The sequence below is a fragment of the Dactylosporangium sp. NPDC005572 genome (assembly GCF_040605515.1).
Classification (GTDB): domain Bacteria; phylum Actinomycetota; class Actinomycetes; order Mycobacteriales; family Micromonosporaceae; genus Dactylosporangium.
On the sequence record NZ_JBEXCY010000009.1, the window covers coordinates 63442 to 88344 of the forward strand.

Here is a 24903-nt window from a genome sequence, read left to right on the forward strand (position 1 = left end):
TTATGCGGTACGGCGGCGGAGCGTGGCCGCCCCGAGCAAGAGTGCCACGACCACACAGCCGACGATGATGCCGAGGTCGCGCCACATGATCCCGGTCGGTTCGGTGTTCTGGCCGAGCTCGGTGAGAGCCTGCACGGCGTACGACATCGGCAGGACGTCGCTGATCGCCTGCATCCAGCCGGCCATCTGATCGCGGGGCTGCAGCAGCCCGCACAGCAGGACCTGCGGCAGGACCACGGCCGGCATGAACTGCACCGCCTGGAACTCGCTGTTGGCGAACGCGCTCACCAGCAGGCCCAGGGCCATGCCGAGCACCGCGTTGCCGACCGCGAGCACGCCGACGAGCCAGGGCGGGCCGAGCGTGTCCAGGCCGAGCAGCCAGAACGCCAGCGTGGACACGACGGTCGCCTGGACGGCGGCGGCGACGGCGAACGCGATGCCGTACCCGAGCAGGATGTCGACCTTGCCGATCGGCGTCGTGAGCAGCCGCTCCAGGGTGCCGCTGGTCCGCTCGCGGAGCATGGCCACGCTCGTCAGCAGGAACATGATCACGAGCGGGAACACGCCGAGCATGATGAGGCCGACGCGGTCGAACATCATCGGGTTGTTGTCGTAGAGGTACCGCAGCAGCGTCAGCAGCACCGTCGGTACGACCAGGATCATCGCGATGGTCCGCCGGTCGTGGCGCAGCTGGCGCAGGATCCGGGCGGCGGTCGAGAACGTGAGCCGCAGCGACATCGTCAGGCCACCCTTTCCTGCTCGGTCTCCTGCACCAGGCGCAGGAACGCCTCTTCCAGGTCGTCGGTGCCGGCCCTCGCACGTACCGCGGCCGGCGTCTCGTCGGCGATCAGCAGGCCCTCGCGGATGAGCAGCAGCCGGTCGCAGCGGCCGGCCTCGTCCATCACGTGGCTGGAGACGAGCAGCGTCGAACCCCGCTTCGCCAGGTCGTGGAACCGCTGCCAGAGCTCGTTGCGCAGCACCGGGTCCTGCCCGACGGTGGGCTCGTCGAGGACGAGCAGCTGGGGCTTGCTGACGATCGCGCAGGCCAGCGAGGCCCGGGCGCGCTGGCCGCCGGAGAGCTGCCCGACGAGCTGGTCCTTGGCCTCGGTGAGCCCGACGTCGCTGACGGCCTCGTCCGCCGCTTTGGATCCCAGTCCGTACAGCGAGGCGAAGTACCGCGCGTTCTCGCGCACGGTGAGGTCGGCGTAGACGCTGGGTGCCTGCGTGAGGTAGCCGACCTTGTCGCGGAGGGGCGTCGTCCCGGCCGGGTGGCCCAGGACGGTCACCGTGCCGCTGACGATCTTCTGCACGCCGACCACGGCGCGCATGAACGTGGTCTTGCCGCTGCCACTCGGGCCGAGCAGCCCGGTGACGCTGCCGCTGGGGACGCTGCAGGTGAAGTCGTGCAGCACCCGCCGCTTGCCGCGTGCGATCACGAGGTGCTCGACCTCGATCGCATTGCTCATGGATGGTCGCCTACTTCCGGGGTCTCTGGTGGGTCTGCGAGCTGTGCGGGCTGCGCTTGCGGTGCGGGGTGGAACTCAACGACTGATGAACTCAACGGTAGATGAAATCTTGAAGCGACGTCAATGCGCAAAAAGCGACAGGGGGCGGACCGGTCCGGTCCGCCCCCTGCTGGTTGCGTTCTTGCTGTTCAGGAGTGGTTCTTGCGGCTAGTGGTTCATGCGGCTCGGGTCACAGGGCGAGGACCCGCTCCAGGAAGTCCTTGTACTGCCGCAGCGCCACCCGAAGCGACTCGGTGTCCGGGTGCTTCGACGTCTTCCGCGGGTCGAGCGCGTGCTGCTGCTCCTGCAACTTCTCCGCCAGCGTCTCGATGGCGTCACTGACGATCGCGGACGCCTTGGCGACGGCCTTCACCGGGTCGTCGACGAACTTCGACTCAGCCTTGACGAGCCGCGTCCGGAACTTGTCGGCCCGCTTCTCCTTCCACAGCACGATCCGCTGCTCGACCACGTCCCCCGGCCGCAACGGCGCCGCAGCCGCAGCGGCCGCCAGCTCGGTCTCCTCGTCGTCGTCCTCGTCTTCTTCGTCGTCCTCGGCCTCGGCGACCGGCTCGTCGTCGTCCTCTTCTTCGTCGTCCTCGTCGTCCTCGTCGTCCTCGGCCTCAGCGGCAGGCTCGTCGTCGTCCGCTTCTTCTTCGTCCGCGTCCTCGGCTTCGGCGGCAGGCTCCTCGGCCTCGGCCTCGTCGTCGTCCGCGTCCTCGGCTTCCGCAGCGGGCTCCTCGGCGGCGTCCTCGTCCTCGTCATCGTCGGCTTCAGCGGCAGGCTCTTCCGCCTCGTCTTCGTCCTCGTCGGCCTCAGCGGCGGGCTCGTCGGTCTCGTCCTCGTCCTCGGCGTCGTCGGCCTCAGCCGCCGGCTCCTCGGCAGCGTCCTCGTCTTCGTCCTCGTCGGCCTCGGCGGCGGGCTCGTCCGCTTCGTCCGCGTCCGCGTCGTCGTCCGCCTCGGCCGCCGGCTCCTCGGCCTCGCCGGAGTCCTCGTCCGAGGCCTCCTCGGCGCTGTCGGCCTCGCCGGTCAACTCCTCGACGTCGGCAACGAGGGTGATCTCCTCGGCCAGTTCCTCGGCCTCGGGCTCGGCAGCCTCGTCCTCAGCGGAAACGTCCTCCACCTCGGCGGCGGGCTCGTCGGCCGCGTCCTCGGTGGCCGCTTCCTCAGCCTCGGCGGCCGGCTCCTCGTCGCCCTCGTTCTCGGCGGCCGGCTCCTCGTCGCCCTCGTCCTCGGCGGCGACTTCCTCGACCTCGGCCGCGCCCTCGGCGTCCTCGGCCGCAGCGGCGGGCTCCTCAGCAGCCTCCTCCGCGTCGGACTCCTCGGCCTCAGCCTCCGCGGCCGGCTCCTCGTCGCCCTCGGCGGCAGCCGCCTCCTCAGCGACGGCCTCCTCAGCCACAGCCTCCTCAGACTCCGCTTCCTCGGCCTCCGCGGCGGGCTCGTCGGCCGAGTCCTCCTCCGCGGCGTCCTCGACCGCGACCGCCTCGGCCTCGGGCTCCGCAGCGGCCTCCACCTCGGCCTCGGCCTCGGGCTCCTCGGCGGCCTCGGCGGCCGGCTCCTCGTCCGCAGCCTCCTCGGCAGCGTCCTCGGCCTCGTCGGCGGGCTCGCCCTCGGCGGCGTCGGCAGCCTCGGCGTCGGTCTCCTCGGCCGCGGCGGCCTCGGGCTCGTCGCCGGCTTCCTCCGCGGCGGGCTCGGCCTCGTCGGCCTCCGCGGCCGTCTCCTCCACCACGGCCTCGGCGTCCGCGTCCGCGTCCTCAGCAGCGTCCCCAGCGTCCTCGGCCTCGGCAGCGACCTCCTCGGCCACCGCTTCCTCGGCCTCGGCCTCAGCGGCCGGCTCGGCCTCGGCCTCAGCAGCGACCTCAGCCTCAGCCTCAGCCTCAGCCTCGGTCTCGGTGGCGACCGGCTCGGCCTCCGTGTCCTCGGCGGCGGTCTCCTCGACCGCGGCGGGTTCGGCGTCGTCGTCCCCAGCGGCTGCGTCCTCGGCGACCGGCTCCGTCTCGGCGGCGGCTTCCTCGGCCTCGGGCTCGTCGGCGGCGGCCTCGTCAGCCACGGCCTCCTCGACCTCGACGGCCTCAGCTTCCGGTGCGTCGTCCGCGGCGGTCTCCTCGGCCTCCGCAGCCTCAGCCTCGACAGCCTCCGCGACAGCCTCAGCCTCCTCGGCCTCGACGGCCTCAGCCTCGGGGGCGTCGGCGGCCTCGGCGGCCTCGTCCGTGGCGGCCTCGGCCTCCGCGGTCTCGTCCGTCGTGGTTTCGGCGGCCGGTTCGGCCTCGGGGGCGTCCTCGACCGCAGCGCCGGCCTCGGAGTCAGCGGCGGCCGGGGCCTCGCCGACGATGGCGGAGATGTCGTCCGGGACCGCCACCGAGATCGCGTCGGTGTCGGCCAGGTGCTCCTCGGCCGCCGGAGCGGCCTCGACGGCCTCGATGGCCTCGACGGGCTCCGCGGGCTCGGCTGCGGTCTCCGGCTCCGCGGCGGTCTCGGCGGCGGGCTCGGCCGTCGCCGCCGGCGGCGGGGAGTCGACCGGCTGGCGCTGCTCCGGCACCAGGGCCTCGGCCGGGGTGCTCTCCGGGGCGGTCGCCTCCGGGGAGGCGCCGGACTGGTTGTTGGGCGGGGTGAAGTTGGGATGCATCGGGGTGGGTCCTCCGTCCGCTCGGTCTGAGCGGGGCTGCCACCCGCTCAGACTGCTGGTTCGCTCAGCGCTGGGGTCGCGGACGCCGGGAGGCCGAACGGCGCCCGGTCCGACGCCGCGACACCGACGGCAAGCGGGACCCCGGGGCGTTGCGGGCGTAGGGTCAGCCGACGGCAGGCGGGGAAGGGTGGACACCGCAGATCTTCCGTGCGGCGCACCACGAAGGTACTCCCTCAACACCACCAGCCATAGACCCCAAACCGCCGAGTCTGTGCGGTGCGGGAGAATTGCCACCGTGTCGTCGAACCTTGATCCAGAAGTCGCCAACCGTTTACGCCGGAACGAGGCCGGACTGGTGGCCGCGATCGTCCAGGAGCACGGCACCGGGAAGGTGCTGATGCTCGGGTGGATGGACGACGAGGCGCTGCACCGGACCCTGACGACGGGCCGGGCCACGTACTGGTCGCGCAGCCGCGGCGAGTACTGGGTGAAGGGCGAGACGTCGGGTCACGCGCAGCACGTCAAGGCAGTCGCGGTCGACTGTGACGGCGACGCCCTCCTGGTGACCGTCGAGCAGGTCGGCGCGGCCTGCCACACCGGCAACCACACCTGCTTCTACACCCCGCTGGAGGTGACCGCATGACCACCGGTGCCGTCGCCCCCGACGAGGCGACCTTCCGCGAGCTGGCCCGCACCCGCCGGGTCGTCCCCGTCACCCGCCGGCTGCTCGCCGACGGCGAGACCCCCGTCGGCGTGTACCGCAAACTCGCCGGCGGCCCCGGCACGTTCCTGCTCGAGTCCGCCGAGCAGGGCGCCGGCGCGGCCGGGGCGGTCTGGTCGCGATACAGCTTCGTGGGGGTGCGCAGCCTCGCGACCCTCGTCGAGCGGGACGGCCGCGCCCACTGGCTGGGCGCCCCGCCGGCCGGGCTGCCCGCCGACGGCACCCCGACCGACGTGCTCGCGGCGACCGTCGCCGCGCTCACCGCCGACGACAGCGACCTGCGCGACCTCGACCTGCCCCCGCTGTCGGGCGGCCTGGTCGGCTTCCTGTCCTACGACGCCGTGCGGCGCTTCGAGCAGCTGCCCGAGCTGGCCGTCGACGACCTGCGCCACCCCGAGCTCGGCATGATGCTCGCGACCGACCTCGTCGCCCTCGACCACTTCGAGGGCGCCGCCCTGCTCATCGCCAACGCGGTGCTGCCGGCCGCCGGGGCCGACGACGACGCCGTCACCGCGGCATACCACCAGGCCATCGGCCGGCTCGACGCGATGACCACGGCGCTGTCCCGGCCCACCCCGCCGCTCGTGTCCACTGTGGACCGTGTGCCGCTCGGCGAGGTGGTCAGCCGGACCCCGGCGGGGGAGTACCCGAAGGCGGTCGAGGTCGCCAAGGAGGCCATCCGGGCCGGCGAGTGCTTCCAGATCGTCGTCGCCCAGCGCTTCGAGCGGCCCACCGACGCCGACCCCCTCGACGTGTACCGCGTGCTGCGCACCACCAACCCGAGCCCGTACATGTACCTGCTGCGCTTCGACGGCTTCGACGTCGTCGGCTCGTCGCCGGAGGTCCACGTCAAGGTCGACGGCCGCCGGGCCCTGCTGCACCCGATCGCCGGCACCCGCTGGCGCGGTGCCACCCCCGAGGAGGACGCCGCCCTGGCCGCCGACCTGCTCGCCGACCCGAAGGAACGGTCGGAGCACGTCATGCTCGTCGACCTGGCCCGCAACGACCTCGGCCGGGTCTGCAAACCCGGCACCGTCGAGGTGCCCGAGTTCATGACCGTCGAGCGCTACAGCCACGTCATGCACATCGTGTCGACCGTCGTCGGCGAGCTGCACGACGACCGCAGCGCCTTCGACACGCTCGCGGCGACCTTCCCGGCCGGCACCCTGTCGGGGGCGCCGAAGGTGCGCGCGATGGAGATCATCGAGGAGCTGGAGCCGACCCGGAGGGGTCTGTACGGCGGGGTCGTCGGGTACTTCGGCTTCGGCGGCGACATGGACACCGCCATCGCCATCCGCACCGCCCTGATCCGCGACCGTGTCGCATACGTGCAGGCGGGCGCCGGGATCGTCGCCGACTCCGACCCGGCCGCCGAGGAGACCGAGACCCGCAACAAGGCCGCGGCCGTGCTCGCCGCGATCGCGACCGCCGAGACGCTGAGGCCCGCGCGGTGAGGCTCGACGGCCGCCGCGGCCTGACCGTCACCGCCCTCGCCTGCGCGGCCGGCGCGGCCCTCGTGCTGCTCGCCGCGACCCGCGGCTGGCAGGAGATCGTCACCGAGCGTGTCGCCCCGCTGCCGCCGGAGACGGTCCGGCGCACCGGCACCGACCTGGCGCCCTGGCTGCCGGCCCTGGGCGCGGTCGCCCTGGCCGGGGCCGGCGCCCTGCTGGCCACCCGCGGCGCCGCCCGGCTCGTCGTCGGCGGGCTGCTCACCGTGGCCGGTGCCGGCACCGTCGTCGCCGCGCTGCTGACCCTGGGCGACGGCGTCACCGTGGCCTGGCCGGTGCTGTCGGCGCTCGGCGGGCTGGTCGTCGCCGCCGCCGGGGTCGTCACCGTCCGCTTCGGCCGGTCCTGGCCGGCCATGGGCGCCCGCTACGAGCGGCCGGAGCGGCCCAGGACCCCCGACGGCGAGCCCCGCCGCCCGGCCTCCCAGGCCGAGCTCTGGGACGCTCTGGACCGGGGTGAAGACCCCACGACCCGCGACGGCGGCGCGTAGGGTCTGCCCATGGCGAGCAGCAAGGAAGTCCTGGAGATCGCCGGCCGCGAGGTGACGGTCACCAACCCGGACAAGGTCTACTTCCCGAAGTCCGGGCGCACCAAGCTCGACCTCGTCCGCTACTACCTGGCCGTCGCCGACGGTGCCCTGCGCGGCGCGGGCGGGCGGCCAATGGCGCTCAAGCGCTACGTCAACGGCATCGACGGCGAGGCGTTCTTCCAGAAACGCGCACCCGAGAAGCGGCCCGAGTGGATCGAGACGGCCACCCTGCGCTACCCGTCGGGCCGCACCGCCGAGGAGATCGTGCTGCGCGACGCCGCCCAGCTCGCCTGGGTCGTCAACCTCGGCTGCCTCGAACTGCACACCCACTCGGTGCTCGCCGAGGACGTCGACCACCCCGACGAGCTGCGCATCGACCTCGACCCGGTGCCCGGTGTGCCGTGGGGGCAGGTCGTCGACGTGGCCCTGGTCGCCCGGGAGGTGCTGGAGGAGTACGGCCTGGCCGCCTGGCCCAAGACGTCGGGCTCCCGCGGCTTCCACGTCTACGCCCGCATCGAGCCGCGGTGGACCTTCGCCGAGGTGCGCCGCGCCGCCGAGGGCTTCGCCCGGGAGGTCGCCCGGCGCGTGCCCGACCTGGCCACCGGCGCCTGGTGGAAGGAGGAGCGCCACGGCGTCTTCCTCGACTACAACCAGAACGCCAAGGACCACACCACGGCCTCCGGCTACTCGGTGCGGCCCTCCGGCGACGCCCGCGTCTCCGCCCCGCTGACCTGGGACGAGGTCCCCGACTGCGACCCCGCCGCCTACACCATGGAGACCGTCCCCGGCCGGCCCGACGCCTGGGCCGGCGTCGAGAACGCCCGCGGGTCCCTCGAACCGCTGCTGGAGCTCGCCGCCACCTTCAAGAAGAAGGCCCCCGCGAAGAAGGGCACCGGCCGCCGCCAGCCCGTCATGCCGCTCATCGAGATCACCCGCACCGCCACCAGGGAGGAGGCGATGGCCGACCTGGAGGCGTGGAAGGCCCGCCACCCCGGCGTGTGGCCGCTGCTGGAGGACGCCGACGTGCTCGTCGACTCGATGCGGGGGATCAACTCCGTCTGGTATCGCATCCGGCTGAACCTCCGCCACGTGCCCGAGGCCGACCGCCCCGCCCAGGAGCCCCTCGCCCACGACTTCGACCCCTTCGCGAAGTGGAAGGAGATGCAGGCGCGCGGCGAGATCCCGGAGCGCTGGCGCCGCCCGGCCAAGGAAGCACAGGAGGCGCAGGAAGAGGCTCATGACTGACGCCGCGCCGCCGGCTCCGGCTCGGTGACCCAGCCCGCGACCAGCACCAGGCCGGTCGGGCGGTGCACCGCGAGATAGCCGAACGGCCGGTCGAAGGTCACCGTCAGCCGCAGCTTCCGGGCGCTCGGCGGTGTGAACGCCACCGGCACCAGCGCCACCCCGGCCACCGCCGCCGCCCGGAACCCGCCGGCGCTGAACGACGCGACGCTGTGCTCCACCGCCGCGCCCACCCGCAGGTCGGCCGGGCTGATGCCGGGGAACGGGCCCGTCGCGGCGGCCGCCGCCAGCCCGAACAGCTCCGGCTCGGCGAGCAGGTCGTGCGACGCCGTGGCGGTGAACCGCGGAACTTTCACCACCAGCTCCGGCACGTCGTCGTCGGCCGCCACCTCCGCCGCCACCACCCCGGGACCCTCCGACGGCCCCTGCACCGGCCCACCGGCGGGCGCGCCGGCCGACTCGACGGCGGCCGCCAGCACCTCGCCCGGCGGCCGGTCGGCCCGGCCGAGACACAGCAGCACGTCGAGATCGCCCGAACCGGCGACCGCCACCAGCGTCAGCGGGCCCGCCGCCGACTCCACCACCCGCAGGCCGGCCACGTCGGCCGACCGGCGGTGCAGGGACGCGAGCCGGCGCCCCGCCCACAGCCCGCGCAGCGGCCGCATCACACCGTCGGTGAACGGCAGCCGCCACTCGGTCACCACCGACAGCGCCGACGCCAGGACCAGGCCCGTCTCCGGGCCCACCGCCACCGGCATCGCCGGGATCAGCCCGTCGGTGTGCGCCGACGCCCACCCGTCCAGCAGCGCCCGGTCCACCGCCGCGTCGCCGGTCAGCCGCGGATCCGCCCGCGCCGCCCAGTCCCACGTCAGCGGCACCCTGTCCCGCGTCCAGATCCCCAGGGCGCCGCGCACCGGCAGCGCCAGCGGGGTCGGGGCCACCGCCAGCAACTCGCGGCGGGCCGCGCCACCTGCCACGGTCGCCAGCAGCGCCAGCAGGGGATAGACGCTCGCCGCGGAGAGGACCGGCACCGGGAACCGCCGGGCCCACCGGGCCGTCAATGCGTTGCAGGCGGGGACGCTCATGGTCGTCACGCTAGAACAGGGGTACGACAAAACCGGCGGCGAGGCATTATGCCCTAGCCCATCAGGTGACGTCGGCCATACCCCCGCGGCCGTTGACTGACCGGGGGCCTCCTAGCATCGGTCGCATGACCACCGGAGAGGGGAGCTCCTTGATCAACGCGGAAAGCGGCCGGGTGCTCGACGAGATCCTCGCCGGAGTGCGTGAGGACCTGGCTGTCCGCGAGGCACAGGTGCCCCTGGAAGAGATCAAGCAGCGCGCCGCGCAGGCACCACCGCCGCGGGACGCCTACGCCAAACTGCGCGCCCCCGGTGTCGGGGTGATCGCCGAGGTCAAGCGCAGCTCGCCGTCGAAGGGCCAGCTGGCCGAGATCCCCGACCCGGCCGAGCTCGCCAAGGAGTATGCGGCCGGCGGCGCCCGCTGCGTCAGCGTCCTCACCGAGGGCCGCTGGTTCGGCGGCAGCCTCGACGACTTCGCCGCCGTGCGCGCCGCCGTCGACGTGCCCCTGTTACGCAAGGACTTCGTCGTGTCCTCCTATCAGGTGCACGAGGCCCGCGCGTTCGGGGCCGACCTCGTCCTGCTCATCGTCGCCGCCCTCGACCAGAACACCCTGTCGGGCCTGCTCGACCGGATCGAGAGCCTCGGCATGACCGCCCTCGTCGAGGTCCACGACGAGGAGGAGACCGACCGCGCCCTCGAGGCCGGCGCCCGCGTCATCGGCGTCAACGCCCGCAACCTGCGCACCCTCGAGGTCGACCGCACCGTGTTCGAGCGCATCGCCCCCGGCCTGCCCGCCGAGGTCGTCAAGATCGCCGAGTCCGGTGTGCGCGGCCCCCACGACCTGATCCGCTACGCGTCGGCGGGAGCGGACGCGGTACTGGTGGGAGAGGGTCTCGTCACCCAGAAGAGCCCACGCGACGCCGTCGCCGAGCTCGTCACGGCCGGCAGCCACCCCGCCACCCCGAGGGCCGCCCGGTGAGTGGGCAGTTCCTGTCCGCCGCCGGCCTCCTGCCCGACCAGGCCGGCCACTTCGGCCGGTTCGGTGGCCGGTTCGTGCCCGAGGCGCTCATCGCCGCGCTCGACGGCCTCGACGCCGCCTACCGGCACGCCCAGGCCGACGAGGCGTTCCAGGCCGAGTTCGGCCGGCTCCTGCGTGACTACGCCAACACGCCGAGCCCGCTGTACCGCGCCGACCGCCTCTCCGCCCACGCCGGTGCGCGCATCTACCTCAAGCGCGAGGACCTCAACCACACCGGCGCCCACAAGGTCCGCAACGTGCTCGGCCAGGCCCTGCTCACCAAGCGCATGGGCAAGACCCGGGTCATCGCCGAGACCGGTGCCGGCCAGCACGGCGTCGCCAGCGCCACCGCCTGCGCCCTCCTCGACCTCGAATGCGTCGTGTACATGGGCGAGGAGGACACCCGCCGCCAGGCCCTCAACGTGGCCCGCATGCGCATGCTCGGGGCCACCGTCATCCCCGTCACCACCGGCTCCAGGACGCTCAAGGACGCCATCAACGAGGCGCTGCGCGACTGGGTGACCAACGTCGACAACACGCACTACCTCCTCGGTACCGCGGCCGGACCACACCCCTTCCCGGCCATGGTCCGCGACTTCGTGAGCGGCATCAGCGTCGAGGCCCGCCAGCAGATCCTCGGCCAGGCCGGGCGCCTCCCCGACGCCGTCGCCGCGTGCGTCGGCGGCGGCTCCAACGCCATCGGCGCCTTCCACGCCTTCGTCCCCGACGACGGCGTGCGCCTCTACGGCTTCGAGGCCGGCGGCGACGGCGTCGAGACCGGTCGCCACGCCGCCAGCATCACCGGCGGCGCCACCGGCGTCCTGCACGGCGCCCGCACGTACCTGCTGCAGGACGAGGACGGCCAGACCATCGAGTCGCACTCGATCTCCGCCGGCCTCGACTACCCGGCCGTCGGCCCCGAGCACGCGTACCTGCACGACACCGGCCGCGCCACGTACGAGCCGGTCACCGACGCCGAGGCGATGGACGCCTTCAAGCTGCTCTGCCGGGCCGAGGGCATCATCCCGGCCATCGAGAGTGCCCACGCCGTCGCCGGCGCCCTGCGGGTCATCCCCGAGCTCGCCGCCGAGCTCGGCCGCGAACCGCTCGTCGTCGTCTGCCTCTCCGGCCGCGGCGACAAGGACATGGACACTGCGCGCGAATGGTTCAGCGTATGAGCGTTTCGGTGGCGTTCGAGAAGGCCCGCGCGGAGGGCCGCAGCGTCCTGATCGGCTACCTGCCGGCCGGGTTCCCGACCGTCGACGTCGCCGTCGACGCGATCAAGGCGATGATCGACAACGGCGTCGACGTGGTCGAGGTCGGCCTGCCCTACTCCGACCCCGTCATGGACGGCCCCGTCATCCAGCGGGCCACCGAGGCCGCGTTGCGCGGCGGCTTCCGGGTCGCCGACAGCCTGCGCACCGTCGAGGCGGCCGCCGCCACCGGCGCGCCCATTCTCACCATGACCTACTGGAACCCCGTCGAGCGGTACGGCGTCGACCGCTTCGCCCGCGACCTCGCCGCCGCCGGTGGCGCCGGCCTGATCACCCCCGATCTCATCCCCGACGAGGCCGGGCCCTGGCTCGCCGCCTCCGCTGCCCACGACCTCGACCGTGTCTTCCTCGTCTCGCCGTCGTCCACCGACGCGCGGATCGCGATGACCGCCGAGGCCTGCCGCGGCTTCGTGTACGCCACCAGCGTCATGGGCGTCACCGGCGCGCGCAGCACCACCAGCAGCGCCGCTCCCGCGCTCGTCGCCCGCATCCGGCAGGCGTCGGACCGGCCCGTCGCCGTCGGGCTCGGCGTCTCCACCGGCGACCAGGCCGCCGAGGTCGGCGCCTTCGCCGACGGCGTCATCGTCGGCAGCGCCCTCGTGCGGTGCCTGCTCGACGCGCCCACGCCCGCCGCGGGCGTCGCCGCCGTCGCCGCCCTCAGCGCCGACCTCGCCGAGGGCGTCCGCCGCCGCTGAGCGACCGCCACACCCCGTTGAGTGGACGAGCGGCGTTTCCGATCTGGTACTGCTGGCGCTGTTCGCGGTCGGCGCACCGGGTTCGACTCGCTCAGACCGCGATCAGGCCCCGGCCGCTCCATGATCAAGGGAGCCGGACGGCCGCCATGACAGCCGGATGTTTCCCTTGATCATGGGGCGGCCGGTGATCATGGAGCAATCGGGCGAGCGGCCCGCCAGCGATCATGGAAGCCGCTACGACGGCTGCAGCGCGCGGCGCCAGGCGTCGCGGATCGCCCGCGCGCCCCAGGCGTTCGGCTCGATGTGGCCGCAGAACCACAGGTCGCGGTTCGCCGGGTGGGAGTCGGGGCTCGAAATGTCGCCCGCGCTCGTCCCGTGCCCCAGGAACGCCGCATGGACGTCCGCCAGCGCCGCCCCGTGCCGGCCGGCCGACTCGCGGATCATGGCGTTGAGCGTGTCCAGGACCGCCGCGCCGCCGGCCATCTCCGGCAGGCCCACCAGGGACAGGTCGCCGGTGCCGTCCGACGGGTCGTACACCGTCGTGGCGATGACGCGGGCGCCCGTGGCAGCCAGCGACATGAGCGCGGTCTCGTAATTTTCAGCGATCCGGGTCACCGCGGCGGACAGTGCGGCCGGGGCCGGGGACGACACGAGGGTCGTGAGAAGGTCGTTGCCGCCCATCGTCAGCGTGATCAGCGCGGGGCGGCCGTGCACCTGGCCGAGCTGGCGGCGTACCACGTCGTCGCTGGTCGCGCCGTCTGCGGCCAGCATGGTCAGGTCGATGCCCAGGTCGTCGGCGAGCAGGGAGGCCGCGCCGAGGCCGGGGCCACCGGCGTAGGCGTCGATCGACATGGAGTCACCGAGCGCGAAGTACCCGGAAGGCATGCGGAGATCATCGCGGATGCGCGGGCCCGCTCGCCAACGGGAAATTACGCGGCGTCGGCGACCTCGGGCTCCTTGTCGCGTTCGATCTCGCGGAGCACGCCGGTGCGCCCGGCCGCCGCGTCGGCGATGGCGGTGCGGGTGGTGGCGGTCAGCGGCTGGGGGAGGGCGTCCGGGTCGTGCCAGGCCAGGCGGCTGATCCGGCCGGGGGCGTTGAGCGCGGGGCCGCCGCCGTCGAGCCGGCCGCGGAAGACGTGGACGAACAGGTCGGGCATGGACTCGCCGCAGCCGTCGCCGGTGAGCTGGTACATCCCGACGATCTCGACGATCTCGGTCTCCAGGCCGGTCTCCTCGCGGATGTCGCGGATGATCGCGTGCACCGGGCTCTCCGCCGCCCGGATCTTGCCGCCGGGCAGGCCCCACAGCTGGTGACCGCCGGCCTGCTGGCACAACAACACGCGGCCGGCCGCGTCCTCGATGATCGCGGCGACCGCCTGCGTGACCTTGCTGCCGTTACTCAGCTCTGAGTAGCTCATTCCCAGACTGTATGCGCCACCGCGGACGGTTGCGAGAGCTTCGCTGCTGGTGATCTTCCCACTTCACAGGAGGGTCAGGGGCGGGGCATCGCGTTTCGGCGGATCGGCGGTAGCGTGTGCACCCGTGGATGCTGCCCTTTTCCCGCTGGCCGAGATCCCCAGCCCGACCCGTGGCGTCTGGGACATCGGTCCGATCCCGCTGCGTGCCTACGCACTGTGCATCGTGCTCGGCATCGTGGCCGCCTGCTTCATCGCCGACCGCCGTCTGCGGGCCCGGGGTGCACCCCCCTGGGTGATCCTCGACGTCGCGATCTGGGCGGTGCCGGCCGGCATCATCGGTGCCCGTCTGTACCACGTGATCACCTCCCCCGAGGCGTACTTCGGCGACGGGGGTTCGATCCTCAAGGCGTTCAAGATCTGGGAGGGCGGCCTCGGCATCTGGGGCGGCATCGCCGGTGGCGCGCTCGGCGCCTACATCGCCTGCCGGCGGCTCAACCTGCCGTTCGCGATGACCGCCGACGCCCTCGCCGTGGGCCTGCCGGTGGCGCAGGCGATCGGCCGCTGGGGCAACTGGTTCAACAACGAGCTGTACGGCAAGGCGACGACGCTGCCGTGGGGCCTCGAGGTCTACAACTGGGACGCGAGTGCCGGGCGGGCGCAGGAGGTCGCCGGCGAGCCGATCGTCCTGGGCGTGTTCCACCCGACGTTCCTCTACGAGTCGCTGTGGTGCCTCGGCGTCGCGGCCGTGGTCTGGTACGCCGACCGTCGCTGGTCCCTGGGCAGAGGGCGGGCGTTCGCGCTGTACGTGATGCTGTACACCGTCGGGCGGTTCTGGGTCGAGCTGCTGCGCATCGACGACGCGCACCACTTCCTGGGCATGCGGCTGAACAACTGGACGTCGATCGTCGTGTTCGCCGGCGCGCTGGTCTACTTCCTGCGGGTCCACGGGGCGCCGGAGCGGGTGACGTACGACGAGCAGGGCCACATCACGCTCGTCGAGCCCGGCACAGCCGACGTGCCCGAGGAATCGGAAACATCCGAGAAGGCCGAGACGGGCGACGAGGAACCAGCGCCGGCCGCCGAGCCCGACGCAACCGGCGCGGACGATGCGAAGGACCATGCGAAGGACGCGGACGAACGCGCCGAGAGCACCGAGAAGGCCGAGGAACAAGCGGGTAAGCCCTGATGCGGACCGCGGTCGTGGTGGGTGCCGGTGTCGCCGGGCTCGCCGCGGCCGGTGCGCTGGCCCGGACCGGCTGGTCCGTCACCCTGCTGGAGCGCGAGGACCGGCTCCGCGCCGGCCGCGCCGCGGTCGTGCTGTGGCCCAACGGGGTGCGTGCCCTGCGCGCCCTCGGGCTGGCCGGCGGCCTCGACGGCATCTCGACCCCGGTCCCGCCGACCGGCATCCGCCGGCCTGACGGCCAGTGGCTGGTCCAGCCGGGCGCGGCGGAGCTCGAGTCGCCGCCGGTCGTGGTGCACGGCGAGGACCTGCACGACGCGTTCATCGCCGGCCTGGGCGACCAGGTCGACGTGCGCGGTGGCATCGCGGTGCAGAGCGCCCGGGTCGACCGGGCCCGCCCGGCGGTCGGTGACGGCCGGGTGACGTTCGAGGCCGACCTGGTCGTGGCGGCGGACGGCGCGGACAGCGTGGTGCGCCGCCGGCTGGCCGCGGGCACCACGTTCGCGAGCGCCGGGTTCGCCGCCTGGCGTGCGGTGATTCCGTGGTACCGCGCGCCGCAGCTGCCCGAGGGACTTCCCCCGCACGGCGAGACGGTGGGGGCGGGGCACCGCTTCACGTACACGTCGCTGGGCGAGCAGGGCCACACCAGCCGCGGCGGCATCGCCTGGACGGCGACCGTGCCGGGGGCGCTGCGCCCGGAGCCGCCGGCCGGGCAGCTGACCCTGCTGCGCCGCTGGTTCGCCGGCTGGCACGCCCCGGTGGCGCAGCTGCTGGCCGCGACCGAGGCCGACGAGCTGATGCAGGAGCCGGTGGGGGAGCTGGCGCCGCTGCCGGCGGCGTTCGGGGTGCCGGCCGGGCCGGGCGGCTACGTGCTCGTGGGCGACGCCGCCCACGCGATGCCGCACCACCTGGCCCAGGGCGCGTGCCTCGCCCTGGAGGACGTTGCGACGCTCCAGGCGGTGCTGGTGAACGGGACCCTGGCGGCCGGGCTCCAGGAGTACGACCGCCGCCGCCGGACCAGAGTGAAGAACGTCCTGCTGCAGACGCACAAGGCCGGCTCGGTGCTGCAGCCCCGGGGCCGGCTGGCCGCGCTCAGCCGGGTCAACCCGAAGACCCTGGACAAGGCGGCCGCCGTCGCGACGGAGTGGCCCGGACCTACCGGCTGACCGAACCGTGCTCGACGCACGTCGCGGACCAGCCGGCCGGGAGCACCTGCACCTTCATCCGGCGCCGGCACTGCGGGCAGAAGCGCGGCGGCTCGAGGGCCCGGGCGGCCGCACACGCGGCGTGGGAGCCGCCGTCCAGCGGCTCCCCACAGCGGTCGCAGTACGTCACAGCGTTGCCGACAGGGCCTTGACCGGCATGCGCAGCTCGTCCAGCAGCGCCAGGTCCTCCGACGGGGCCCGGCCCAGCGTCGTGAGGTAGTTGCCGACGATGACGGCGTTGACGCCGCCGAGCAGCCCGTCGCGGGTCCCGAGGTCGCCGAGGGTGATCTCCCTTCCGCCGGCGTACCGCAGCAGCGTCCGCGGCAGCGCCAGCCGGAACGCGGCGATCGCCCGCAGCGCGTCCTTCGGGTCGAGGACCGGCTGGTCGGCGAGCGGGGTGCCGGGCCGCGGGTTGAGGAAGTTCAGCGGGACCTCGTGCGGGTCGAGCTCCTGGAGCTGGACCGCGAACTCGGCGCGCTGCTCGACGGTCTCGCCGAGGCCGAGGATGCCGCCGCAGCACACCTCCATGCCGGCGGTGCGGACCATCCGCAGCGTGTCCCAGCGCTCCTCCCACGTGTGGGTGCTGACGACCTGCGGGAAGTACGAGCGGGCGGTCTCCAGGTTGTGGTTGTAGCGGTGGATGCCCAGCGCCGCCAGCTCGTCGACCTGCTCCTGGCTGAGCATGCCGAGCGACGCGGCGATGTTGATGTCGACGGCCGCCCGGATCGCGGCGACGCCATCGGCGAGCTGGGCCATGAGCCGCTGGTCGGGGCCGCGGACGGCGGCGACGATGCAGAACTCGGTGGCCCCGGTCGCGGCGGTCTGCCGCGCCGCCTCGACGAGCGACGGGATGTCGAGCCAGACCGCCCGCACGGGGGAGGTGAACAGGCCGGACTGGGAGCAGAAGTGGCAGTCCTCGGGGCAGCCGCCGGTCTTGAGCGACACGATGCCCTCGACCTCCACCTCGGGCCCGCACCAGCGCATCCGCACGTCGTGGGCGATCGCGAGGTACTCCGGGAGCTCCTCGTCGGAGCAGCGCAGGACGGCGAGCACGCCCTCGCGGTCGAGGCCCACGCCGGTGTCCAGGACGGTCTTGGCAGCATCAAGCATGCTCGTACCTTACAAAGCGTTCAGGACCCCCGCAGGGGCGGCCGGATTGTGGACGTTGCACAATCGGCATCGTAGAGGTTCTACAACGACGACGGGAGGTCCCGGGGTGGAGTGGCTGGACGCGCTCGACGATGACGCCGCGGCACGGCGTGCGGCGGGCCTGCGGCGCGAGCTGCGTCCCCGGGGCCCGGCGATCGACCTCGCCGGCAACGACTACCTCGGGCTGTCCCGCCACCCGGAGGTGCTCGCGGCGGCGGCCGGGGCGCTCGCCGAGTTCGGGCTCGGCGCGACCGGCTCGCGCCTCGTGCGCGGCACGACCGCCGTCCACGAAGCCCTGGAGAAGGGCCTCGCGGAGCTGCTGGGCGCCGAGTCGGCGCTGGTGTACTCCTCCGGCTACCTGGCCAACCTGGGCGCCGTGCGGGCCCTCGTGCGGGACGGCACGCTCGTCGTCTCCGACGCCCACAACCACGCGTCGATCGTCGACGGCTGCCGGCTCGCCTGTGCCGGCCGGGCCGGGCGGTCCGGCGCGGCCACCGTCGTCGCACCGCACGCGGACCCGGCCGCGGTCCGCGACATCCTGGCCGCCCACCCGGGCCGGCCCGCGGTCGTCGTCACCGAGAGTGTCTTCTCGGTCGACGGGGACCTCGCGCCGCTCGCCGAGCTGCACGCCGCCGCCCGGGCGCACGGCGCGCTGCTGCTCGTCGACGACGCCCACGCGCTCGGCGTGCTCGGCCCGCGCGGCGCCGGCGGGGTCGCCGCCGCCGGGCTGGCCGGCGAGCCCGACGTGGTGGTCACCGCGACGCTGTCGAAGTCGCTCGGCGCGGCCGGCGGGGTCGTCGCCGGCCCGCAGCAGCTGCACCGGCTGCTCGTCGACACCGGCCGCACGTTCATCTACGACACGGCGCTGCCGCCGGCCGTCGCCGCCGGCGCCCTCGCCGCACTGCGGCTGCTCACCGGCGGCGACGCGCTGCGGGCCGAGCTGCACGCCCGCACCGCCCGGGCGGTGGCGCGGCTGCGGGGCGAGGGCCTGGAGGTGTCGGCGCCCGACGGCGGGGTCGTCTCGGTCACCGCGCCCGGCCCCGACGAGGCGTTCGCGTGGGCGGCCGCCTGCCGCGAGCGCGGGGTCGCGGTAGGCTGCTTCCGCCCACCGTCCACACCGGACGGTCGGGCCCGGCTGCGGCTCACCGTCGGCGTCGGCGTGCCGGCCGAGGACTTCGACCACGCGCTCGACATCATCATCAAGGAGCGCCCGTGACGGACCTCTTCGAGGGTTCGACCGTCATCCCCGTCCCGCTCACCGGCCCCGTCGTCGTCACCGGCACCGACACGGGCGTCGGCAAGACCATCGTCACCGCGGCGATCGCGGCCGCCGCGGCCGCCGCCGGGCTGAGCGTCGGTGTCGTGAAGCCGGCCCAGACCGGCACCGCCGACGGCGACGAGCCCGACGCGCGCACCGTGGCCCGGCTGGCCGAGCCGGCGAGCGTGCGGACCCTCGCCGACTACCCCGACCCGCTCGCCCCGCTCGCCGCCGCCCGCGTCGCCGGGGAGGACGCGCTCACGGCGGTGATGGCCCAGCTGGCGATCCGCGGCGTGGCCGACCACCACGACCTGACGCTCGTCGAGGGTGCCGGGGGTCTGCTGGTACCGATGGGAGAGGGCGGCTGGACCGTGCTCGACCTCGCCGCCGCCCTCGACGCGACGGCCGTCGTCGTCGCCCGCGCCGGGCTGGGCACCCTGAACCACACCGCCCTCACCCTAGAGGCGCTCGACCACCGCGGCGTCCCGGCGCTGGTCGTCATCGGCGCCTGGCCGGCCGAGCCGGAGCTGGTCCACCGCACCAACCTGTCCGACCTGCCCGGCGAGCTGGCCGGCGCGGTGCCCGACGGCGCCGGCGCCCTGGCCCCCGAGCTGTTCCGCCGCGAGGCGCCGCACTGGCTGGCCCCGCAGCTGCACGGGCGGTTCGATCCGGTCGCTTTTCGCTCCCACAGCAAGTAGGGACGACGAAGATCGATCGAAACCGGTACCTTCGGCGCCATGGAATCGATCGTGGGCGACCTGGTGCTCGACACGTCGGCCATCCTGGCGTACACGCAGGGCAAGGCGGGGGTCGAGGAGATGGTCGCGACCGTGGTCGCCGGAGGCGGCACGGTCGTCGTCCCGGCGGTGGCGGTCGCCGAGACGCGCGGTGAGCTCGACTACCGCGAGGAACTGGGCCGGCTCGACGCGCTGGTCACCACCACCGGCGTGCGGGTGGCGCCGCTCGACGGCGCCGACGCCGTCGGGCTGGGCCGGCTCGCGTCGCGGCTGAACAGCACCGTCGGCCTGGCCCACGCGGTCGCCGAGGCCCAGCGCCTCGAGGCCCGGCTGGTCACCGCCCACGGCGCGCACGTGCGCCGCTCGCTGGGCGACCTCAACGGGATCGTGGATCTCTAGCGGGCACGACGGTGGTGCCGGTTCACCCGATCGGGAGCAGGTGCCGCGGCGCGCGCCGCGCGTGCGGCACCGGCTGGCGCAGCACGGCCCGGCGCAGCGCGGACTGCACGGCGACCGGCTCGCCCGACGCGTCGACGACGGTGTAGCCGGCGGCCTCGGGCAGCGCGCGGTACGCGGTGTCGCAGGCCTCGAGGTACGACAGCTCCTCGTGGTCCTTGCCGCGCGCCTCGACCCGCTCCTGGGCCACCACCGGCGGCACCGCCAGGTAGCAGACCAGGTCCGGCTTCGGGAAGACGGCGAACAGGACCCGCGCCCAGCGCTGCCGCCCGCCGCGGACGGTGATGCTCGTGTACTGGCAGTAGGTGTAGCGGTCCATCACCGCCACGGTGCCGGTCAGCCGGGACACCAGCAGCGCGCGGGCGATGACCAGCCAGCGCAGCAGCGTCTCGACCACGAGGAAGCCCCGCACGCCGAGGAGGTCCTCGGCGTCGCGCCGCCCCAGCCGCCGCGCCACCTTGCCGAAGAAGACCCGGCCGGCGGCGTTGCGGTGGTAGCGCGCCGGGGTCCCGGTCGCGGTCAGCCAGTCGGCGAGCCACCGGGCCTGGGTGCTCTTGCCGGCGCCGTCGATACCAATCAGTGCCACTGTACGGATCACCCACCCAACAATAAGGCCGCGGATGTGAAACCGCTGTGAGACCTGGATCCGTGTCAGGCGTCCCGGCAGGCGGCGGCGATGCGGAGGATTGCCTCCGGCAGGAGGCCGGTCGGGATGGAGCCGTAGCCGACGACCAGGCCGGGGTCGGGCCGCGCCGGTGGCTCGGCGTAGAAGGCGGGCAGCGGCTCGACCGCCACCTCGGCCGCCCGCAGCCGGGCCAGCACCGCGTCCAGCGGCAGGCCGGGCGCCGCCCGGAAGGTCAGGTGCAGCCCGGCCGACGACGGCACGAGCGAGAACCACTCGGCCAGGGGACCCCGGGCGGCGGCGGTCAGCAGCTCGTGACGGGCCGCGTACACGCGGGTCACCGCCCGCAGGTGCCGGGCCAGCCGGCCCTCCTCGACGAACGCCGCCAGGGCCAGCTGGGCCGCCGGGTCGCCGTGCCAGTCAGTGATCCGTTTCGCGGCCCACAGCGCGGGGCGCAGGGTGGCCGGCGCGACGAGGAAGCCCAGCCGCAGTGCCGGCAGCAGGGTCTTCGAGAACGAGCCGACGTAGATCACCCGGCCGGCCCGGTCCAGGCTCTGCAGCGGTTCGAGGGGCCGCTCGGAGAAGCGGAACTCGCTGTCGTAGTCGTCCTCGACGACCGCCGCCCCGGTCTCCTCGGCCCAGGCCAGCAGCGCCGAGCGGCGATGCAGCGACATCGCGGTGCCCAGCGGGTACTGGTGGGACGGCGTGACGTAGACGAGTCGCGCGGTGCGGGGCAGCGCGTCGACCACGATCCCCTCGGCGTCGACCGGCACACCCACGACCCGGGCGCCGTGGCTGGCGAAGAGCTGGCGGGCCGGCGGGTAGCCGGGCTCCTCGACCGCGACCACCGTGCCCGGCTCGACGAGGACCCGGGCGATCAGGTCGAGGGCCTGCTGGGCGCCGTGTGTGACGAGCACGTCGCCGGGCGCGGCCCGCACCGAGCGGGACAGCCCGGCGTGCCGGGCGAGGGCCGCGCGCAGCTCGGGGACGCCCGCCGGGTCGCCGTATTCGGCCTGGGCGGCGACCGCGCGGCCCAGCAGCCGGCGCCAGGTCGCGAGCGGGAACAGGGCCGGGTCGGGGTGCCCGGCGCGCAGGTCGAAGCGGGCCGGTGCGGTCGGCCCGAGCTCGTCGACCGGCTCGTCCACCGGCTCGTCGAGCAGGTGCGTCCAGCGCGGCGCCGGCCGCAGCGCGCCGCCGGGGGCCCGGCGGGGCGACGGGCGGGCGGGGCGGAACGCGACGAACGTGCCGGCCCCGGCCCGGCCCTCCAGGAACCCGTCGCCGACGAGGCGGTCGTAGGCGGCGGCCACCGTGTTGCGGGCCACCGACAGGCGGCGGGCCAGCTCGCGGCTCGGCGGCACCCGCTCCCCGGCGCGCAGCCGCCCGTCGAGGATCGCGTCGCGCAGCTGCCGGTAGATGCGGTCGGTGCGGTCGCCGCGGCCTTCGAGGCTGATGTGCAGGTCCATGGCTGGCTTGGCCCAATCGATGTGGCCATGATTGGCGCTTCTGGACGGCCAAGTCCCAACCTAGCGTGATCGGTGTGCTGACCGTCAAACAGGGTGCCGCGCTGAACATCGGGGCCGTGCTGGGGACCGGGGTGATCGCGCTCCCGGCGCTCGGCGCGCAGGTGGCCGGGCCGGCGTCGCTGGTCGCCTGGCTCGCGCTCGTCGTGCTGTCCACGCCGCTCGCCCTGACCTTCGCCGCGCTCGGTGCCCGCTATCCGGACGCCGGCGGGGTGGCGACGTACGTGGCGAAGGCGTTCGGCCCGCGCCTGGCCGCCGTCGTCGGCTGGACGTTCGTCTTCGCCGTGCCGGTCGGCGCGCTGCCCGCGGCCGCGTTCGGCGGCGCGTACGTGTCGGCCGTGGTCGGCGGGGGGTACCGCACGACGCTGCTCACCGCCGGTGCGCTCGTCGTGCTGGTCGCGGCGGCGAACTTCGGGGGCGTGCGGGTCTCCGGCCGGGTGCAGCTCGTCCTGGCCGCGGTGCTCGTCGCGCTGCTGCTTGCGGCCGTCGTGGCCGCCCTGCCCGCCGCCCGCTGGGCCAACCTCACCCCGTTCGCCCCCCACGGCTGGGCCGCGACCGGGCCGGCGATCGCGGTGCTGGTCTGGGGCTTCGTCGGCTGGGAGGCGGTCACCTCGCTGGCCGCCGACTACCGCGACCCGGCCCGGGACGTGCCGCGCGCCGCCTGGATCGCCGTCGGGGTGGTCGGCGCGCTGTATCTCGCGGTCGCCGCCACCAGCCAGCTCGTGCTCACGTCACCCTCGGAGGCGCCGCTCGCCGACCTGCTGGCGCTGCGCTTCGGGGACGGCAGCCGGGTGGTGACCGCGGTCGTGGCGCTGCTGCTGACGGCCGGGGCGATGAACGCGTACTTCGCGGGCGTGGCCAAGCTCGGCGCCGCCCTCGCCCGCGACGGTGCGCTGCCCGGCTGGTTCGCCCAGGGCGCCGGCGCCGGCGAGGTGCCGCGGCGCAGCCTGTCGGCGATCGCGCTGCTCGCCGGGGCCGTGCTCGCCCTGGCGGCCGGGACCGGGCTCGGTCCCCGCCCGCTGATGCTGCTCACGACGGGCTCGTTCGTCGTGGTGTACGTGCTGGGCACGGCCGCGGCCGTGAAGCTCCTGCCGGCCGGGTCGTGGGCCCGCCGGGTCGCCGTCGTCGCCCTGCTCTCGGCGCTCGGGCTGCTCGCCCTCATCGGCTGGTACGTGCTGTGGAGCGCCGTCGTCGCGGCGGCCGCGCTGCTCTACCAGCGGGCCGCCGCGCGGCGCCGGGCTCAGAGGGTGCGGTCGTCGACGATGTGCATGGCGGCCTCCTCGGCCGACGCCGCGCCGCCGTCGATGCCAACGTCCGAGCCGATCTCGTCCTTCTCGTCGTCCTCGCCGTAGCCCTCGTCGGGCGCCACGAGGCGACCGGCCCGCCGGTCACCGACCTCGTCGGTGTCGAAGAACTCGCCGGACTCCGTCGTGTTGCCGAAGTCGTCCAGGTCGAGCCGGGACACCGGGTCGGGCTCCTCCTGCGACAGCCGCTGGTCGAGCGACTCACCCTGCTCGGCCTCCGCCTGGGTGACGCCGAACGCGTTGAGCCCACGCGGCTTCTCCGGCGGCGAGTACCCCTCGTCGAGCGCGTCGTCGAGGCCCCGGTCGGACAGGGTGTCCTGGGCGGACAGCTGACCCTCGTCGTCGGGATCCGGGTCCCAGCTGTCGGTCTCCTGCGTCATGCGCTTCTCCTCGGTGTCCAGTCGTAGGCGCTGACCGGGTACCTACCCCGTCGGCGCCCGAGTTGAGCCTAGACCCGGGTCTTGAGCCGATAGGCCCCGGCCAAATTGGCTAGGCTGCCGAATCGCGGGAGCGCTTGTGTGTGGAAATGAGGTCGGCGTACCGGTGCCCGCTCGCCTTGATCGTGCGCTCCTGGGTCTCGTAGTCGACCCGGACCAGGCCGAAACGCTTGTCGTAGCCGTACGCCCACTCGAAGTTGTCCAGCAGTGACCAGGCGAAGTAGCCGTCGACCGGCGCGCCCCGCAGCACCGCGTTGCGGACCGCCTCCAGGTGCTGCTCCAGGTAGTCGGTGCGCTCCTTGTCCTGGATCTCGCCGGTCGGCTCGACCGTGTCGGCCCAGGCCGAGCCGTTCTCGGTGACGAGGATGCTGCGCGGCCCGTACGTCTTGGCCACCGAGACCAGGATGTCCTCCAGGCCCTTCGCGTAGACCTCCCACGGCATCGCCGTCTCGACCGAGCCGGGCACCGGGATCTGCCGGGCGAACGGCGCGGTACCGGCCGGCTCGTCGACGACGAGCTGGCGGAAGTAGTAGTTGATGCCGAGGAACTCGGTCGGGGCGCCGATGAGCTCCAGGTCACCCGGGCGGACCGGCGGCTCCACGCCGTAGCACTCGACCATGTCGGCCGGGTAGCCACGGCCGAACACCGGGTCGAGCCACCAGCGGTTGACGTGCCCGTCGGCCCGCACCGCGGCCGCCGCGTCCTCGGGCCGGTCGGTGCCCGGCTCGATCGGGCTCAGGTTCAGCACGATGCCGACGTTCGCCGGCAGCGCCGCCGAGGCGCGGATCGCCTGGTTGGCCAGGCCGTGGCCGAGCAGGACGTGGTGGGAGGTGTGCACGGCGCGGGTGAGGTCGCGCTCACCCGGGGCCATCCGGCCCTCCAGGTGGCCGATCCAGGACACGCACAGCGGCTCGTTCACGGTGTTCCAGTCGGCGACCCGGTCACCGAGCCGGCCGGCCACCACCGAGGCGTAGTCGGCGAACGCCTCGGCGGTGGCGCGGCTCGGCCAGCCGCCGGCGTCCTGCAACGCCTGCGGGAGGTCCCAGTGGTACAGCGTGACGAACGGACGGATCCCCTCGGCGAGCACCGCGTCGACGAGGCGGTCGTAGAAGTCGAGCCCGGCCTGGTTCACCTGTCCCACGCCGTCGGGGAAGATGCGCGGCCAGGCCACCGAGAACCGGTACGCGTCGAGGTTCAGCCGCCGCATGAGCGCGACGTCCTCCGGCCAGCGGTGGTAGTGGTCGCAGGCGACGTCGCCCGTGTCGCCGTTGTCGACGGCGCCCGGGATGCGGGAGAACGTGTCCCAGATGGACGGCTTCCGGCCGTCCTCGGCGGCGGCGCCCTCGATCTGGTAGGCCGCGGTGGCGGCGCCCCAGATGAAGCTGGGCGGAAGGGCGGACAGATCCAGCACGGGACGGTTC

25 protein-coding genes are annotated in these 24903 nt (G+C 74.2%); 13 read left to right on the plus strand and 12 right to left on the minus strand.

The annotated features are described in order from the left end of the window. The 3 genes from ABZS66_RS07145 to ABZS66_RS07155 all read right to left on the minus strand — a co-directional run bounded on the left by ABZS66_RS07145 (window position 1) and on the right by ABZS66_RS07155 (window position 3861). Window positions 1-738: an ABC transporter permease gene (locus ABZS66_RS07145; protein ID WP_354755974.1), complete on the minus strand. Its 738-nt coding sequence runs from the start codon at window positions 736-738 to the stop codon at window positions 1-3. Window positions 739-740: 2 nt separating this feature from the next. Continuing rightward, the gene (locus ABZS66_RS07150; RefSeq protein WP_354755976.1) at window positions 741-1466 is read right to left on the minus strand and encodes an ABC transporter ATP-binding protein; all 726 of its coding nucleotides are present in this window, start codon (window positions 1464-1466) and stop codon (window positions 741-743) included. 229 nt (window positions 1467-1695) lie between these two features. After that, on the minus strand, window positions 1696-3861 hold the full coding sequence (locus ABZS66_RS07155) for a hypothetical protein (protein WP_354755977.1): 2166 nt from the start codon (window positions 3859-3861) through the stop codon (window positions 1696-1698). 553 nt (window positions 3862-4414) lie between these two features. Here ABZS66_RS07155 and hisI point away from each other — a divergent pair. Genes hisI through ligD form a run of 4 tightly spaced genes read left to right on the plus strand, consistent with a single transcriptional unit; the run spans window position 4415 to window position 8129 of the window. Beyond that, on the plus strand, window positions 4415-4771 hold the full coding sequence (gene hisI, locus ABZS66_RS07160; RefSeq protein WP_354756114.1) for a phosphoribosyl-AMP cyclohydrolase: 357 nt from the start codon (window positions 4415-4417) through the stop codon (window positions 4769-4771). After that, window positions 4768-6303, plus strand: coding sequence for an anthranilate synthase component I (locus ABZS66_RS07165; protein ID WP_354755979.1), 1536 nt, complete (start codon window positions 4768-4770; stop codon window positions 6301-6303). The genes hisI and ABZS66_RS07165 overlap by 4 nt, the downstream gene beginning before the upstream one ends. Continuing rightward, a complete protein-coding gene (locus tag ABZS66_RS07170) occupies window positions 6300-6845 on the plus strand; it encodes a Trp biosynthesis-associated membrane protein (protein WP_354755981.1) in 546 nt (181 codons plus the stop codon). The genes ABZS66_RS07165 and ABZS66_RS07170 overlap by 4 nt, the downstream gene beginning before the upstream one ends. A gap of 9 nt (window positions 6846-6854) precedes the next feature. Then, window positions 6855-8129 carry a non-homologous end-joining DNA ligase gene (gene ligD, locus ABZS66_RS07175; protein ID WP_354755983.1) on the plus strand — a complete coding sequence of 425 codons (1275 nt, stop codon included), beginning with the start codon at window positions 6855-6857 and terminating at the stop codon, window positions 8127-8129. Here ligD and ABZS66_RS07180 read toward each other — a convergent pair. Beyond that, on the minus strand, window positions 8120-9211 hold the full coding sequence (locus tag ABZS66_RS07180) for a serpin family protein (protein WP_354755984.1): 1092 nt from the start codon (window positions 9209-9211) through the stop codon (window positions 8120-8122). The genes ligD and ABZS66_RS07180 overlap by 10 nt on opposite strands. A gap of 173 nt (window positions 9212-9384) precedes the next feature. Here ABZS66_RS07180 and trpC point away from each other — a divergent pair, with 173 nt between their 5' ends. Genes trpC through trpA form a run of 3 tightly spaced genes read left to right on the plus strand, consistent with a single transcriptional unit; the run spans window position 9385 to window position 12196 of the window. Then, on the plus strand, window positions 9385-10188 hold the full coding sequence (gene trpC / locus ABZS66_RS07185; protein WP_354756115.1) for an indole-3-glycerol phosphate synthase TrpC: 804 nt from the start codon (window positions 9385-9387) through the stop codon (window positions 10186-10188). A gap of 11 nt (window positions 10189-10199) precedes the next feature. Then, the gene (gene trpB, locus ABZS66_RS07190) at window positions 10200-11405 is read left to right on the plus strand and encodes a tryptophan synthase subunit beta (RefSeq protein WP_354756117.1); all 1206 of its coding nucleotides are present in this window, start codon (window positions 10200-10202) and stop codon (window positions 11403-11405) included. Continuing rightward, the gene (gene trpA / locus ABZS66_RS07195; RefSeq protein WP_354755986.1) at window positions 11402-12196 is read left to right on the plus strand and encodes a tryptophan synthase subunit alpha; all 795 of its coding nucleotides are present in this window, start codon (window positions 11402-11404) and stop codon (window positions 12194-12196) included. The genes trpB and trpA overlap by 4 nt, the downstream gene beginning before the upstream one ends. Window positions 12197-12430: 234 nt before the next feature. Here the strand turns inward: trpA and ABZS66_RS07200 are convergent, their stop codons facing one another. Continuing rightward, the gene (locus tag ABZS66_RS07200; protein ID WP_354755988.1) at window positions 12431-13081 is read right to left on the minus strand and encodes an SGNH/GDSL hydrolase family protein; all 651 of its coding nucleotides are present in this window, start codon (window positions 13079-13081) and stop codon (window positions 12431-12433) included. 44 nt (window positions 13082-13125) lie between these two features. Further along, window positions 13126-13614 (minus strand): NUDIX hydrolase, encoded by a 489-nt coding sequence (locus tag ABZS66_RS07205; RefSeq protein ID WP_354755990.1) that lies wholly within the window; start codon window positions 13612-13614, stop codon window positions 13126-13128. 124 nt (window positions 13615-13738) lie between these two features. Between ABZS66_RS07205 and lgt the strand changes: the two genes are divergently transcribed. Beyond that, window positions 13739-14800, plus strand: coding sequence for a prolipoprotein diacylglyceryl transferase (lgt, locus tag ABZS66_RS07210; protein WP_354755992.1), 1062 nt, complete (start codon window positions 13739-13741; stop codon window positions 14798-14800). Then, window positions 14800-15960, plus strand: coding sequence for an NAD(P)/FAD-dependent oxidoreductase (locus tag ABZS66_RS07215; RefSeq protein ID WP_354755994.1), 1161 nt, complete (start codon window positions 14800-14802; stop codon window positions 15958-15960). The genes lgt and ABZS66_RS07215 overlap by 1 nt, the downstream gene beginning before the upstream one ends. Here ABZS66_RS07215 and ABZS66_RS07220 read toward each other — a convergent pair. Together ABZS66_RS07220 and bioB are read right to left on the minus strand one after the other, a co-directional pair. Continuing rightward, complete coding sequence (locus tag ABZS66_RS07220) at window positions 15950-16129, minus strand: hypothetical protein (RefSeq protein ID WP_354755996.1); 180 nt, start codon at window positions 16127-16129, stop codon at window positions 15950-15952. The two genes, ABZS66_RS07215 and ABZS66_RS07220, sit on opposite strands and share 11 nt — an antisense overlap. Beyond that, a complete protein-coding gene (gene bioB, locus ABZS66_RS07225; protein ID WP_354755998.1) occupies window positions 16126-17109 on the minus strand; it encodes a biotin synthase BioB in 984 nt (327 codons plus the stop codon). The genes ABZS66_RS07220 and bioB overlap by 4 nt, the downstream gene beginning before the upstream one ends. 106 nt (window positions 17110-17215) lie before the next feature. Between bioB and ABZS66_RS07230 the strand changes: the two genes are divergently transcribed. Genes ABZS66_RS07230 through ABZS66_RS07240 form a run of 3 tightly spaced genes read left to right on the plus strand, consistent with a single transcriptional unit; the run spans window position 17216 to window position 19542 of the window. Then, complete coding sequence (locus ABZS66_RS07230) at window positions 17216-18364, plus strand: 8-amino-7-oxononanoate synthase (protein ID WP_354755999.1); 1149 nt, start codon at window positions 17216-17218, stop codon at window positions 18362-18364. Beyond that, on the plus strand, window positions 18361-19104 hold the full coding sequence (gene bioD, locus ABZS66_RS07235; protein WP_354756001.1) for a dethiobiotin synthase: 744 nt from the start codon (window positions 18361-18363) through the stop codon (window positions 19102-19104). Before ABZS66_RS07230 ends, bioD begins: the two co-directional genes overlap by 4 nt. A gap of 39 nt (window positions 19105-19143) precedes the next feature. Continuing rightward, a complete protein-coding gene (locus ABZS66_RS07240; RefSeq protein ID WP_354756003.1) occupies window positions 19144-19542 on the plus strand; it encodes a PIN domain-containing protein in 399 nt (132 codons plus the stop codon). Between the two features lie 22 nt (window positions 19543-19564). Here ABZS66_RS07240 and ABZS66_RS07245 read toward each other — a convergent pair whose 3' ends face one another. Together ABZS66_RS07245 and ABZS66_RS07250 are read right to left on the minus strand one after the other, a co-directional pair. Next, entirely contained in the window at window positions 19565-20197 is a 633-nt protein-coding gene (locus ABZS66_RS07245) for a thymidylate kinase (protein ID WP_354756005.1), read from the minus strand. Between the two features lie 53 nt (window positions 20198-20250). After that, entirely contained in the window at window positions 20251-21684 is a 1434-nt protein-coding gene (locus tag ABZS66_RS07250; RefSeq protein WP_354756007.1) for a PLP-dependent aminotransferase family protein, read from the minus strand. 74 nt (window positions 21685-21758) lie between these two features. Here ABZS66_RS07250 and ABZS66_RS07255 point away from each other — a divergent pair, with 74 nt between their 5' ends. After that, window positions 21759-23093 carry an amino acid permease gene (locus tag ABZS66_RS07255; protein ID WP_354756009.1) on the plus strand — a complete coding sequence of 445 codons (1335 nt, stop codon included), beginning with the start codon at window positions 21759-21761 and terminating at the stop codon, window positions 23091-23093. Here the strand turns inward: ABZS66_RS07255 and ABZS66_RS07260 are convergent. Beyond that, window positions 22982-23425 carry a DUF5709 domain-containing protein gene (locus ABZS66_RS07260; protein WP_354756011.1) on the minus strand — a complete coding sequence of 148 codons (444 nt, stop codon included), beginning with the start codon at window positions 23423-23425 and terminating at the stop codon, window positions 22982-22984. The genes ABZS66_RS07255 and ABZS66_RS07260 overlap by 112 nt on opposite strands. Window positions 23426-23534: 109 nt before the next feature. Beyond that, window positions 23535-24893: a GH1 family beta-glucosidase gene (locus tag ABZS66_RS07265; RefSeq protein WP_354756013.1), complete on the minus strand. Its 1359-nt coding sequence runs from the start codon at window positions 24891-24893 to the stop codon at window positions 23535-23537. Window positions 24894-24903: the final 10 nt, after the last annotated feature.